Genomic DNA, 12,898 nt, shown 5'->3' with positions numbered 1-12,898 from the left:
GTTACCTTATCGGTTGTAAATTTTGTGCTGACGTTCTGATGACACTACAGAGGGTATTAAACAACGAAACAGAATGTTTTTAAACACAAAATATAAAAGAGGGAGCAAGCTCCCTCTTTCAACTGACTTACGCCAGTGCTGCTTTCGCTTTCTCAACCAGAGCGGCAAATACCACTTTGTCGAAGACTGCGATGTCAGCCAAGATCTTACGGTCAATTTCAATAGAAGCTTTTTTCAAGCCGTTAATGAATTTGCTGTAAGACATGTCGTTCTGACGAGCTGCTGCGTTGATACGCGCGATCCACAGCTGACGGAACTGACGTTTCTTTTGACGACGGTCACGGTAAGCGTATTGACCAGCTTTGATAACAGCCTGGAATGCAACACGATATACGCGAGAACGGGCACCGTAGTAACCTTTCGCCTGTTTTAAGATTTTCTTGTGACGTGCACGTGCAATCACACCACGTTTTACGCGAGCCATATGCTCTCCTGAGTTTTATATTCTAAATGAAAAAGTGTATTTATGCGTACGGCAGACATGCAGAGACCAGACCCAAATCGTTCTTGGATACCAGGCCTTTTGGACGCAAGTGACGTTTACGCTTAGTAGCTTTTTTGGTCAGAATATGACGCAGGTTTGCGTGCTTACGCTTAAAACCACCGTTGGCGGTTTTTTTGAAGCGTTTAGCGGCGCCGCGTACTGTTTTGATCTTTGGCATTTTAAATTCCACTTCGCATTGTTATTAACATGAATCAGAAAGGCGAATCCAGCATGCGCGGTGCGAACACCGCGCAGCAGGATTACTTGGAAGCCTTACTGTTTCTTCTTAGGTGCGAGCACCATGATCATCTGACGACCTTCGATCTTCGTAGGGAAGGATTCGACAACGGCCAGTTCAGAATCTTCACACAGGTCTTTACGGACGCGGTTAAGCACTTCCATACCGATCTGTTGGTGCGCCATTTCACGCCCACGGAAACGCAGGGTGATTTTGGCTTTATCGCCATCTTCCAGAAAGCGAATCAGGTTGCGTAGTTTGACCTGATAGTCGCCATCATCGGTACCAGGTCGGAATTTGATTTCCTTAACCTGAATAACTTTTTGTTTCTTTTTCTGCTCTTTAGTCGACTTGCTCTTCTCGTAGAGGAATTTGCCGTAATCCATGATTCGACAAACTGGCGGCTCGGCATTCGGACTGATTTCTACTAAATCGACGCCCGCTTCCTCAGCTTTTTCAAGAGCTTCATTCAGACTGACAATACCAATCTGCTCGCCATCGACGCCTGTGAGGCGAACTTCTTGCGCGCGAATCTCTTTGTTAATGCGATTAGGACGCGCCGGTTGAACTCGTTTTCCGCCTTTAATACTTTATTCCTCCAGTTGATGAAGACTTCTGCTGCGGATTTCCGCCAGCAGTTTGTCAACGACTTCGCTAACATCCATGCTTCCTAAGTCTTTGCCGCGGCGGGTACGAACAGCAACTTTGCCTGCTTCGACCTCTTTATCGCCACAAACTAACATGTAAGGAACACGGCGTAGCGTGTGTTCGCGAATTTTAAAGCCAATCTTCTCATTTCTCAAGTCGGCTTTAACGCGAATGCCTGCATCTTGCAGTTTTTTAGTTAATTCTTCGACATAGGTAGCTTGTGAATCAGTGATATTCATGATCACTACCTGGACCGGAGCTATCCATGTTGGGAAGAAGCCAGCGTATTCTTCAGTCAGAATACCGATGAAACGCTCCATTGAACCCAGGATAGCACGGTGAATCATTACCGGGACCTGACGGTCGTTGCTTTCGCCAATATAAGAGGCGTTCAAGCGACCAGGTAATGAAAAGTCGAGCTGCACGGTACCACACTGCCACGCACGATCCAAACAATCATGCAAGGTAAATTCAATTTTCGGACCGTAGAACGCCCCTTCACCAGGCTGATATTCGAACGGAATGTCGTTTTCAGTCAGCGCAGCTGCCAGATCATCCTCAGCACGAGTCCACATTTCGTCAGTACCAATGCGCTTCTCAGGACGAGTGGACAATTTCACCACAATCTTTTCGAAGCCAAAAGTGCTGTACATGTCGTAAACCATACGGATACAGCTGTTCACTTCATCACGTACCTGCTCTTCAGTACAGAAGATGTGGGCATCGTCCTGAGTGAAGCCACGAACGCGCATCAGACCATGCAATGCACCTGACGGCTCATTACGATGGCAGCTGCCGAACTCCGCCATACGCAGCGGCAGATCACGGTAGGATTTCAGACCCTGGTTAAAGATCTGAACGTGACCCGGGCAGTTCATAGGTTTGATGCAGTATTCACGGTTTTCAGAAGAAGTAGTGAACATTGCTTCTTTGTAGTTTTCCCAGTGACCTGTTTTTTCCCACAGCACGCGGTCCATCATAAACGGACCTTTCACTTCCTGATAATCGTATGACTTCAGTTTCATGCGCACGAAGGCTTCCAGCTCACGGAAAATAGTCCAGCCATCGTTGTGCCAGAACACCATACCTGGCGCTTCTTCCTGCATGTGATACAGGTCGAGTTGCTTACCAATTTTACGGTGGTCTCGTTTACCGGCTTCTTCCAGACGCTGAATATAGGCATTGAGTTGCTTTTTATCTGCCCATGCGGTGCCGTAGATACGTTGCAGCATCTTGTTGTCGCTGTTACCACGCCAGTAAGCACCGGATGTTTTCTGCAGTTTGAAATGATGGCAGAAACGCATGTTCGGTACGTGCGGACCACGACACATATCGACGTATTCTTCATGGTGGTACAAGCCCGGACGATCATCATGACTGATGTTTTCATCCAGAATGGCCACTTTGTATTCTTCGCCACGGCTTGCAAAGGTATCGCGCGCTTCCTGCCAGCTGACTTTCTTTTTAATAACGTCGTAATTCTTTTCAGCCAGTTCGTGCATGCGCTTTTCAAGCAGTTCGATGTCTTCCTGAGTCAACGTGCGATCTAAATCGACGTCGTAGTAGAAGCCATTATCGATAACCGGACCGATAGCCATTTTAGTGTCTGGCCACAATTGCTTGATGGCATGACCCAAAAGGTGCGCACAGGAGTGGCGCAAGATTTCAAGACCGGCTTCGTCTTTAGCGGTGATGATCGCCAGTTGTGCATCGGTTTCAATCAAATCAGTTGCATCAACCAGTTCGCCGTTAACGCGACCCGCGATACAGGCTTTCGCCAGACCCGGACCGATATCAAGCGCAACATCAAGAGGAGAAACGGGGCGATCAAAAACGCGCTGGCTTCCATCAGGAAGAGTAATGACAGGCATGCTAATTCCTTAATCTACAGTGGTGCCCCACACGACAGAGCACATCTAGAAAAATATTTGAGTGTAATTTCATGTAGTTATCCACGCTATCCAGCTTTACTTTGCCAAATATAGACACCCTGAAATACATCACGTAAATGTATCGGGATGCGACGTGAAAACAGGCAACGAGTTTAACACCCGTAAAGTGCGAATTTCCAGCAACCTGTGTTGCTTAATGTGGATATTTTTCGTGTAATCCCCTCCTGCAAGATAAGCTATTCAGAGAAACATGAGATAAGGGAAGCATATGTCTGAAGTCAGGCTGTTATTTGAAGCAATAGGTTTGGGCCTGGTGGTACTCCTTCCGCTGGCAAATCCCCTGACTACCGTGGCGCTGTTGCTCGGCCTTTCAGGGAAAATGACCACGCAGGAAAGAAACCAGCAATCGCTGATGGCCTCTGTGTATGTCTTCATCATCATGATGGTGGCGTATTACGCAGGGCAGCTGGTTATGAACACGTTTGGGATTTCTATTCCCGGCCTGCGAATTGCAGGGGGTCTGATCGTCACTTTTATCGGTTTCAGAATGCTTTTCCCACAACCCCATGTGGAAGAAAGAGTATTAATTGAGAATAAAACCGAGGAAATGAGGAAACAGGAATCGCCAAATATCGCCTTCGTTCCGCTGGCGATGCCAAGTACGGCGGGCCCGGGTACGATTGCGATGATCATCAGCAGCGCATCTACCGTGCGGGATTCTGATTTCCCGCACTGGGTTATTACCGTTGCACCGGTGATTATTTTCTTTTTAGTCGGACTGATTTTATGGTTAACGCTGCGCAGTTCAGGAGCGATTATGCGCCTGGTCGGCAAGAGCGGGATTGAAGCGATTTCACGTCTGATGGGATTCTTACTGGTGTGTATGGGGGTTCAGTTTGTGATTAACGGGATCCTTGAAATCATCAAAACATTACCGCCGGCAGCCTGAACTGCTGGCGGTAACTTCAACGCTTATCGCATTGCAAGATAAGCGTTGTTCACCTTCCACAAATAACGCGGTGCCTGAGGTGCAGGATGGTTTTTCTGCACATGCTGGGAAAACTCAGCAGGCGACATCAGATTAATCTTCGCAATGGCGTAGGTTTTATCTTTCGCAAACGTTCTAAGCAATGCCCCTGCCCCGTTCACATAGGCTAATGTGGTCGCGTAACGACGGGTTTCAGGGTTGTTAATGCCCGCCAGCTGTTGCTGCAGGATACTCAGATACGCCGTTCCCAGATCAATGTTCACTGCCGGATCTTTCAAATCACGTGGCGTAGGCTGACCGTAACGTCCTTTCATCCGGTAGGCATCGCGTCCTGCCGTTGAGGCCTTTAGCTGCATTAACCCAATCGCATTCGATTTGCTGACAACGGTTGGGTTATATCCAGATTCGACCTGAATGATTGCTTTAACAAGTGTTTCGTCGACGCCGTAAGTATTTGCCGCCTGGTGAATAACATCACCATAAGGCCCCGGGTGCATTAATGAAGTATCGCGCTGAGGTGGCGGCGATGGATTCAAAAAACGCGTAGTTTGAACCGGTGTTTCTTTAGCGCAACCCGCCAGTAATAGCGCGGCCATCAAATAAAGAATGTTTGGTTTCACGTTATCTCTCTCGCGACTGGGACGAGATGTAGCATATACATCTTCTTTCCACACCTGAATATATTTTTAGTCTATTATTATTATTGTTTTGTTAAACAAGGGGGTTAGGAACATGTCGATAAGACAATTCTGCATATAAAACCTCTTTTATGTCACATATTCTGAAAATAACAGATTCATTGATTACGCTCGCATTCCGTCAACATCGTAAATTGCATAAATTAACGTCATCATCTGATTCAGCCGTGCGCCGGATCGGGTTTTTGAAACAGAGAAAACGCTAACTTAATGAATTATCGGGCCAGTCAGAAGGGGTAATACCATGTGGCAAGCCGTCAATCGTTTGTTGAGTGAACACCTTGGCAGTGCTGAAATCCGCGAACGTGTTGAACTGCCTGGAGGTGAAATCCATCCGGCATGGCGGCTGAGCTATGGCGACAGGGATGTATTCGTGAAATGCAATGCGCGCGAGATGTTGCCTATTTTTGCCGCAGAAGCCGATCAACTCGCCCTGCTTGCGCGTAGTCAGACCGTCCGGGTACCAGAAGTTTACGGAGTGGGCAGTGACCGTGATTACAGCTTTCTTCTGCTTGAATACATTCCGCAAAAACCGCTGGATGCGCACAATGCGTATGTTTTAGGGCAACAACTTGCCGCTTTGCACCAATGGAGTGAACAGCTGCAATTTGGTCTTGATTTCGATAATGAACTCGCGACACTCCCGCAACCTAATAGCTGGCAACGGCGTTGGGCCACATTTTTTGCTGAGCAGCGGATTGGCTGGCAGTTACAACTGGCGGCAGAGAAAGGCATGACATTCGGTAATATTGAAGATATCACCGCATTAGTACATGCGCGTTTACAGAATCATCAGCCGCAGCCGTCTCTATTACATGGCGATTTATGGCCGCATAACTGCGGGTTATCTGATAATGGTCCCGTTATTTTCGACCCAGCTTGTTACTGGGGCGACAGAGAATGTGATCTGGCCATGTTGCCGTTGTATCCCAATGTTCCACCTCAGCTATATGATGGCTATCAGAGTAAAACGCCTTTACCGGACGGATTCATTTCAAGGCAGCCTCTCTACCAGTTATATTATTTACTTAACCGCAGTAATTTATTCGGCGGTCAACATCTGGTGGTGGCTCAACGCGCGGTAGACAGACTGCTACACGATGACATCAATTAACGCAGCACTCTTTTAGCGTCAAAAAATAAGGCCTGAATACGTGAATATTCAGGCCTTATTTAAATATTTTACATCGTTGGCAACCGATCACTCAACAACGAAATGTTATGAATATGTTGTATGAGCTATCCGGCAATTAACCCTAATAATTTCAAAATGAAATATCCGATAACTGCAATAATGATCGGCAAAATATACAACGGGAAATACTGCACCAAAATGGTGTGCCGGGGTATCACAATGCGTTCTTCAATCTGAGGACGAGTCCGCCCTTCTGCGCCCTTCGCCTGCTCAAGGATAAGCTGATCCTGGATCCCCTCGCGAACATGTTTCACCTGACGGGACATTCTTGCGCCGGATGCCTGAAGCGCCAGCCCCACAAAGATAAGCCAGTAGATGATGAAGAACATGATATTCGCACTTGTCACGCCCTGCCCGAGAGACGGCACCGGCGAGTTGTACCAAAAAACGTTCAAAAATGAAGTGTTAAACTTAATCATATCAACCATCACGTGGACAAAGTCCAGCATAACGGCGTTGATGCCCTGCTCAGTTTTAGTATGCTCATTGATAAAGGTTAGCAATGAGATCAGCGTTGAAAGCAGCGCAGGGATAAAAATAATCCATCCTGCAATCCGTTTAATCACTGCCACACGTCCGGCCTGTTGGTACGTCATGAATTCCCCTTGTTAGGATACCTTAAGCAATAGCTAAGTTTACCCACAGAAAGGTTTTTCCGCCCAATGTTTTAATCAGTTAGCACCTCTTCAGTGCCAGCAACAATGCCATTTGTCCGTAGAACGGATTTCGTCCGCGCGAAAGCCAATGCTAAAGTGAGGATCTATTCACTGTTAGGGAGTCCGCTTTCATGGCTTATGTCCGCCCTGTTAATGCAGCAATTTTCGATATGGATGGTCTGTTAATTGATTCTGAACGGTTGTGGGTTCAGGCAGAACTGGACGTTTTCAGCAGCCTTGGCGTCGATATTTCTCAGCGACATTTGCTGCCCGACACGCTTGGGTTGCGTATCGATCAGGTTGTCAGAATGTGGTATCAGGTATTGCCGTGGCAGGGGCCGGGTCAGGAGGAAGTCGCTTCAATGGTCATTGCCCGTACCATTGAACTGGTAGAACAAACCCGGCCATTGTTACCTGGCGTTAATCACGCGCTGGAATTGTGCCGTGATCAGGGGCTGAAAATTGGCCTGGCCTCAGCGTCACCTTTATTCATGCTTGATACCGTGCTGGAAATGTTCAATCTGCAATCCTATTTTCAGGTTCGCGTATCTGCCGAGAAACTGCCTTACAGCAAACCCCATCCCGAAGTTTACCTGCTGGCTGCCGGCGAGTTAGCGGTCGACCCGCTGAACTGCGTCACGCTGGAAGACTCCTTTAATGGCATGATCGCTACCAAAGCCGCGCGTATGCGTTCGATTGTTGTGCCAGACCATGAATACAGCGCGGATCCCCGCTGGGCGCTGGCGGATGTCAAACTTTCTTCGCTTGAAGAATTACGAGTGACACACATCAGTTAACATTTATGCGCAGTCGCTCATGTTGCTGCGCACCCTTCCTGTTTTAGCTTTCTTCTTTACTTACCCCCTCTGCCACAATTTTCAAATCTGCGTTTAATTTCGCAAACCTTGAACTGACTCATAAAATAAATAAAACGATATTTCATTTTTATTGAATTCGCATACCAATGAACCTATTCTTTCTGCAACAAGGACGAGCCGGGAGCTCTCCTGCTTCTGTACGCTGTCACTGCCACGCAACGGTCAGACTCGCCCGGTAAGTCCTCCTTCACCGATATCCAACGAGAGGCACCGACATGCAAGTTCGTCAAAGCATTCACAGCGACCACGCAAAAACGCTTGATACCGCTGAATTACGCCGCGAATTTCTCATCGAGAAAATCTTTGAAAAAAATGCCTACACCATGACTTACAGCCATATTGACCGCATCATTGTCGGCGGCGTCATGCCTGCTGAAAAAACGGTTTCCGTGGGCGATGAAGTCGGCAAACAACTTGGCGTGAGCTATTTCCTCGAACGTCGCGAACTGGGCGTGATCAACATTGGCGGGCCAGGCCTTATTGTGGTTGATGGCACGACGTACGAAATTGGTCATGAAGAAGCACTGTATGTCGGCAAGGGAGCAAAACTTGTTGAATTCAGTAGCGTTAATGCGACTACACCTGCCAAGTTTTACTATAACAGCGCCCCTGCACATACCACTTTTCCAAACAAAAAGATCACGCTGGCGGAAGCCTCACCACAAACTATCGGCGACGCAGCGACCAGCAACCGCCGCACTATCAATAAATTTATCGTGCCGGACGTACTGGAAACCTGCCAGCTGACCATGGGACTGACCAAGCTTGAAGAAGGTAGCCTGTGGAATACCATGCCTTGCCACACCCACGAGCGCCGCATGGAAGTCTATTTCTACTTCAACATGGAAGCGGAAACTGCGGTATTCCACATGATGGGGCAGCCGCAGGAAACCCGTCATTTATTAGTGCATAACGAGCAGGCGGTAATTTCCCCAAGCTGGTCGATTCATGCGGGCGTAGGGACCAAAAACTACACCTTCATCTGGGGTATGGTGGGAGAAAATCAGGTATTCGACGATATGGATCACGTCAAGGTCAGCGAACTGCGCTAACTCTCTGGCTCTGTCACCGCAGGCGGAGCCACTCAATTTTTATGGCGAACATGCCGTTGCAAAAGAGACTCTGAATATGATCCTCGATTCGTTTGAATTAAACGGCAAAGTCGCCATCGTGACCGGTTGTAACACCGGACTTGGCCAGGGCATGGCGTTGGGTCTCGCTCAGGCGGGTTGCGATATTGTGGGTATCAACCAGTCCGCGCCAGAAGAGACAGAACAAAAGATTATCGCCACCGGCCGCCGCTTTCTCGATTTACGCGCCGACCTTAGCAGTATTATAGAAATCCCGAAGCTTATCGAAAAAGCCGTCTCTGAATTCGGCCATATCGACATCCTGGTCAATAACGCTGGAATTATCCGCCGCGAAGATGCTATCGAGTTCAGCGAGAAAAACTGGGACGACGTAATGAATGTGAACAGTAAGACGCTGTTCTTTATGTCTCAGGCTGTAGCGAAGCAGTTCATTAGACAAGGCAATGGCGGCAAAATCATTAATATTGCCTCTATGTTGTCGTATCAGGGCGGGATCCGCGTTCCTTCCTATACCGCATCTAAAAGCGCAGTCATGGGGATTACCCGGCTGATGGCTAACGAATGGGCAAAGCATAAGGTTAATGTCAATGCCATTGCGCCGGGTTACATGTCCACCAACAACACCGAGCAACTTCGCGCCGATGGCGATCGCAGCAAAGAAATTCTCGACAGGATCCCGGCCGGACGCTGGGGTTTACCGGAAGATGTCATGGGGCCGGTAGTGTTTCTTGCCTCAAAAGCCTCCGATTACGTCAACGGTTACACGATTGCGGTAGATGGCGGCTGGCTGGCGAGATAACTGCTCAGAATGTGACAATCAAAAGGCGTATTTTTATACGCCTTTTTCTTTTTAATCAGTCCGTTGACAATTAGTTACAGGGTGTCTCTTCCAAGATTGTGACAGTTTCACTTATACTGGATAAAATAACAGTTATCCAGTTCGGACGCGTCATGACGGCGGAAGGCCATCTCATTTTCTCAATCGCCTGTGCGGTATTTGCCAAAAAGGCGCAGCTCTCTCCGGAGCTGGCGCACGGCGACTGGTGGCATATTATTCCAGGGTCCCTGCTTACCTGTTTATTGCCCGACATCGACCATCCGAAATCCGTGCTAGGTCAGCGTCTGAAGTGGCTTTCCCATCCAATCGCCCGGGCATTCGGTCACCGCGGTTTTACCCACAGTTTACTGGCTGTGGCGGGCGGTATTTTCCTTTTGCGCACGCATTTTCCGCACGACTGGGTCATTCCGGTAGACGCTTTCCACGCCATGATCATTGGTTATCTGAGCCACATTCTTGCGGATATGCTGACGCCAGCTGGCGTTCCCCTGCTTTGGCCATGTCGCTGGCGCTTTCGTCTGCCGATCATCAACAGTCAAAAAGGCAATCAGCTGGAACGGACGTTGTGTCTGATGCTGGTCGGGTTAACGCTGTTCTGGCCCGACTGGACGCCCATCATTGGTGCAATCAATCCTGATATTTTTAATCACATCCTGAAATTGTTCATCTGACCGGCATAAAACACCCGCAACTTGGCGATATTTGATACGAATCAACCCAAAAAGTTATAAAGCATTCTTTTTGGATATAAATGTTCAGGTGTCCAAACTGATATTCTGCTCACCATTGCTTTGGGATGGTGCAAACCCTGTCGGGGACACCCGTTTTAAATATCAAAACTATAAGTCTGGAGTTCGGTATGAATCTTCCGCTCGTTCTTAACGTAGTGGTTTTCGTTGTTCTCCTGTTGCTGCTGGCGCAAACCCGCCACAAGCAATGGAGTCTGGCAAAAAAAGTATTACTCGGTCTGGCCATGGGTGTTGTGTTTGGTCTGGCTTTACAGCTGATCTACGGTTCCGACGATCCGGTACTGAAAACCTCTATTACCTGGTTCAACATTGTCGGTAACGGCTACGTCCAGTTGCTGCAAATGATTGTCATGCCGCTGGTCTTCGTTTCGATTCTGAGTGCGGTAGCAAAACTGCATAACGCGTCTTCGCTGGGCAAAATCAGTTTCCTGACCATCGGTACCCTGCTTTTCACCACGCTGATTGCCTCGCTGGTGGGTATCTTTGTGACCGGCCTGTTTGGTCTGACCGCTGAGGGTCTGGTACAAGGTACGCAGGAAACCGCGCGTCTGACTGCGATTCAGTCAAACTATGTAGGCAAAGTGGCTGACCTGAGCGTGCCTCAGTTAATCCTTTCCTTTATTCCTAAGAACCCGTTTGCTGACCTGACTGGCGCAAGTCCGACGTCAATCATCAGCGTCGTTATCTTTGCTGCTTTCGTGGGTGTTGCCGCCTTGCAGCTGGTAAAAGATGACGCAGAAAAAGGCCCTCGTGTTCTGGTCTTCATCGATATCCTGCAGGCATGGGTGATGAAACTGGTACGTCTGGTCATGAAACTGACCCCGTACGGTGTTCTGGCGCTGATGACCAAAGTGGTTGCCGGTTCCAACATTCAGGACATCATTAAACTCGGCAGCTTCGTGGTCGCGTCTTATCTGGGTCTGGGGATTATGTTTGTGGTTCATGCCGTACTGCTTTCTTTCACTGGCGTGAATCCTGCGAAATTCTTCCGTAAAGTCTGGCCGGTGCTGACCTTCGCGTTCACCAGTCGTTCCAGTGCGGCAACCATTCCGCTGAGTGTTGAAGCGCAAACGCGTCGTCTGGGTATTCCGGAATCTATCGCAAGCTTTGCCGCTTCCTTTGGTGCCACTATCGGCCAGAACGGATGCGCAGGTCTGTACCCGACAATGCTGGCCGTGATGGTTGCACCAACCGTCGGTATTAACCCGTTTGATCCAGTATGGATTGCGACGCTGGTTGGTATCGTAACACTGAGCTCTGCCGGTGTGGCGGGTGTCGGTGGCGGCGCGACCTTTGCTGCGCTGATCGTATTACCTGCTATGGGTCTGCCGGTCACGCTGGTGGCACTGCTTATCTCTGTCGAGCCATTGATTGATATGGGGCGTACTGCGCTTAACGTCAGCGGATCAATGACTGCCGGTACGATTACCAGCCAGTTACTGAAACAGACCGACAAAGAAGTGATGAATTCAGAAGAAACAGCAGAACTGGCACACCGCTAAGTTCAGATTGCGGAAAACAAAAAACCGAAGCCATTGGCTTCGGTTTTTTTATGCCTACATTTCCGCATTTACTCAGAACGGATAGTCGTGGAATCCAATCTGCTCAGAGATATTACGCGCGGCGGTATGCAGCATTTCGACGTAGTGGCTTTTGCTTTCTTCAGAGAAACGGATAGTCGGGAAGGAAATGCTTAACCCGGCAATCACAACGCCAAAGCGGTCAAAAACAGGAACAGCGATACAACGCAGACCTTGTTCCTGTTCTTCATTATCTTCGCCATAACCTTGCTCACGCACCTGCACCAATGCTGCCTGCAAATCGGCTGCATTCATGATGGTATTTTCGGTACTGCGGGTAAATTCAATTTCCTGCAACAACGTACTGACTTCCGCTTTGTCGCCCCATGCCAGCAGCACTTTACCAATCGCCGTGGTATGCAGGGGATTGCGGCGACCAATGCGTGAATGCATACGCAGGTTGTACATGGAATCAATTTTATGGATGTAGACGATGCCGTCTTCATCCAGCGCGCCAAGGTGAATAGTTTCACGGGTCAGGCGGGACAATTCGCGCATCTGAATATCAGCGCTGCGGATAAGATCGACGTTTTGCAGTGCCTTAGCACCAAGTTCAAACAATTTCAGAGTCAGTGAATATTTCTCCGACTCACCTTCCTGTGCAACATAGCCGAGTGACTTCATGGTCTGAAGGAAACGGTATACCGTGCTTTTAGACATCATAACGCGTTGAGAAAGTTCAGTAATACCAATCTCACGTTCTTCGCCCAGCGCCTGTAAAATACCAAAAACTTTCAGGACAGATGAGACGGAATCGGGTTGCTTATCAAGATCTGCGATAGCCATAGGGTGAGTTACCTGCTCGCGTTGGTTTTGTTTCAAAAAAAATAGAACGTGGTTTTTATTATAGTGGTAAGCCTTGTACAGAAGCAATCAACCCATTGATTGAGAATGTAAGAACTG

14 protein-coding genes are annotated in these 12,898 nt (G+C 48.5%); 7 read left to right on the top strand and 7 right to left on the bottom strand.

Annotation, left to right across the window (positions count from 1 at the left end; all coding sequences use genetic code 11):
* Nucleotides 1-127 precede the first annotated feature (127 nt).
* From rplT to thrS, 4 genes are all read right to left on the bottom strand, one after another.
* Nucleotides 128-484: a 50S ribosomal protein L20 gene (gene rplT / locus EC840_RS01370; protein ID WP_056773451.1), complete on the bottom strand. Its 357-nt coding sequence runs from the start codon at nucleotides 482-484 to the stop codon at nucleotides 128-130.
* A gap of 40 nt (nucleotides 485-524) precedes the next feature.
* A complete protein-coding gene (gene rpmI, locus EC840_RS01365; RefSeq protein WP_013576135.1) occupies nucleotides 525-722 on the bottom strand; it encodes a 50S ribosomal protein L35 in 198 nt (65 codons plus the stop codon).
* A 95-nt stretch (nucleotides 723-817) separates the two neighbouring features.
* Nucleotides 818-1,369 carry a translation initiation factor IF-3 gene (gene infC, locus EC840_RS01360; RefSeq protein ID WP_013576136.1) on the bottom strand — a complete coding sequence of 184 codons (552 nt, stop codon included), beginning with the start codon at nucleotides 1,367-1,369 and terminating at the stop codon, nucleotides 818-820.
* 3 nt (nucleotides 1,370-1,372) lie between these two features.
* Nucleotides 1,373-3,301: a threonine--tRNA ligase gene (gene thrS / locus EC840_RS01355; RefSeq protein ID WP_120161765.1), complete on the bottom strand. Its 1,929-nt coding sequence runs from the start codon at nucleotides 3,299-3,301 to the stop codon at nucleotides 1,373-1,375.
* A gap of 289 nt (nucleotides 3,302-3,590) precedes the next feature.
* Between thrS and EC840_RS01350 the strand changes: the two genes are divergently transcribed.
* Complete coding sequence (locus EC840_RS01350; protein ID WP_120161764.1) at nucleotides 3,591-4,271, top strand: MarC family NAAT transporter; 681 nt, start codon at nucleotides 3,591-3,593, stop codon at nucleotides 4,269-4,271.
* Between the two features lie 23 nt (nucleotides 4,272-4,294).
* Here the strand turns inward: EC840_RS01350 and EC840_RS01345 are convergent, their stop codons facing one another.
* Nucleotides 4,295-4,906, bottom strand: a complete 612-nt coding sequence (locus tag EC840_RS01345; RefSeq protein WP_181955522.1) for a transglycosylase SLT domain-containing protein — start codon at nucleotides 4,904-4,906, stop codon at nucleotides 4,295-4,297.
* A gap of 346 nt (nucleotides 4,907-5,252) precedes the next feature.
* Between EC840_RS01345 and EC840_RS01340 the strand changes: the two genes are divergently transcribed.
* Nucleotides 5,253-6,122 carry a fructosamine kinase family protein gene (locus EC840_RS01340; protein WP_112287979.1) on the top strand — a complete coding sequence of 290 codons (870 nt, stop codon included), beginning with the start codon at nucleotides 5,253-5,255 and terminating at the stop codon, nucleotides 6,120-6,122.
* 125 nt (nucleotides 6,123-6,247) lie between these two features.
* On the opposite strand, the gene EC840_RS01335 is transcribed toward EC840_RS01340, so the two are convergent.
* Nucleotides 6,248-6,799, bottom strand: a complete 552-nt coding sequence (locus EC840_RS01335; protein WP_112287980.1) for a YniB family protein — start codon at nucleotides 6,797-6,799, stop codon at nucleotides 6,248-6,250.
* A 191-nt stretch (nucleotides 6,800-6,990) separates the two neighbouring features.
* On the opposite strand from EC840_RS01335, the gene hxpB reads away from it, so the two are divergent.
* From hxpB to EC840_RS01310, 5 genes are all read left to right on the top strand, one after another.
* A complete protein-coding gene (gene hxpB, locus EC840_RS01330; RefSeq protein ID WP_132963811.1) occupies nucleotides 6,991-7,656 on the top strand; it encodes a hexitol phosphatase HxpB in 666 nt (221 codons plus the stop codon).
* 296 nt (nucleotides 7,657-7,952) lie between these two features.
* The gene (gene kduI, locus EC840_RS01325) at nucleotides 7,953-8,789 is read left to right on the top strand and encodes a 5-dehydro-4-deoxy-D-glucuronate isomerase (protein WP_112287982.1); all 837 of its coding nucleotides are present in this window, start codon (nucleotides 7,953-7,955) and stop codon (nucleotides 8,787-8,789) included.
* 76 nt (nucleotides 8,790-8,865) lie between these two features.
* Entirely contained in the window at nucleotides 8,866-9,627 is a 762-nt protein-coding gene (kduD, locus tag EC840_RS01320; protein ID WP_132963810.1) for a 2-dehydro-3-deoxy-D-gluconate 5-dehydrogenase KduD, read from the top strand.
* Nucleotides 9,628-9,779: 152 nt separating this feature from the next.
* Entirely contained in the window at nucleotides 9,780-10,337 is a 558-nt protein-coding gene (locus EC840_RS01315) for a metal-dependent hydrolase (protein WP_120161759.1), read from the top strand.
* 188 nt (nucleotides 10,338-10,525) lie between these two features.
* Nucleotides 10,526-11,917, top strand: coding sequence for an L-cystine transporter (locus EC840_RS01310; protein ID WP_129638532.1), 1,392 nt, complete (start codon nucleotides 10,526-10,528; stop codon nucleotides 11,915-11,917).
* A 72-nt stretch (nucleotides 11,918-11,989) separates the two neighbouring features.
* On the opposite strand, the gene kdgR is transcribed toward EC840_RS01310, so the two are convergent.
* A complete protein-coding gene (gene kdgR, locus EC840_RS01305; RefSeq protein ID WP_112287986.1) occupies nucleotides 11,990-12,781 on the bottom strand; it encodes a DNA-binding transcriptional regulator KdgR in 792 nt (263 codons plus the stop codon).
* Nucleotides 12,782-12,898 lie beyond the last annotated feature (117 nt).

The organism is Rahnella sp. JUb53 (assembly GCF_004346065.1).
In the GTDB taxonomy this organism is placed as follows: Bacteria; Pseudomonadota; Gammaproteobacteria; order Enterobacterales; family Enterobacteriaceae; genus Rahnella; species Rahnella variigena.
The sequence above is the reverse complement of the archived record's forward strand: the minus strand, read 5'-3'. Positions and strand labels throughout refer to the sequence as shown.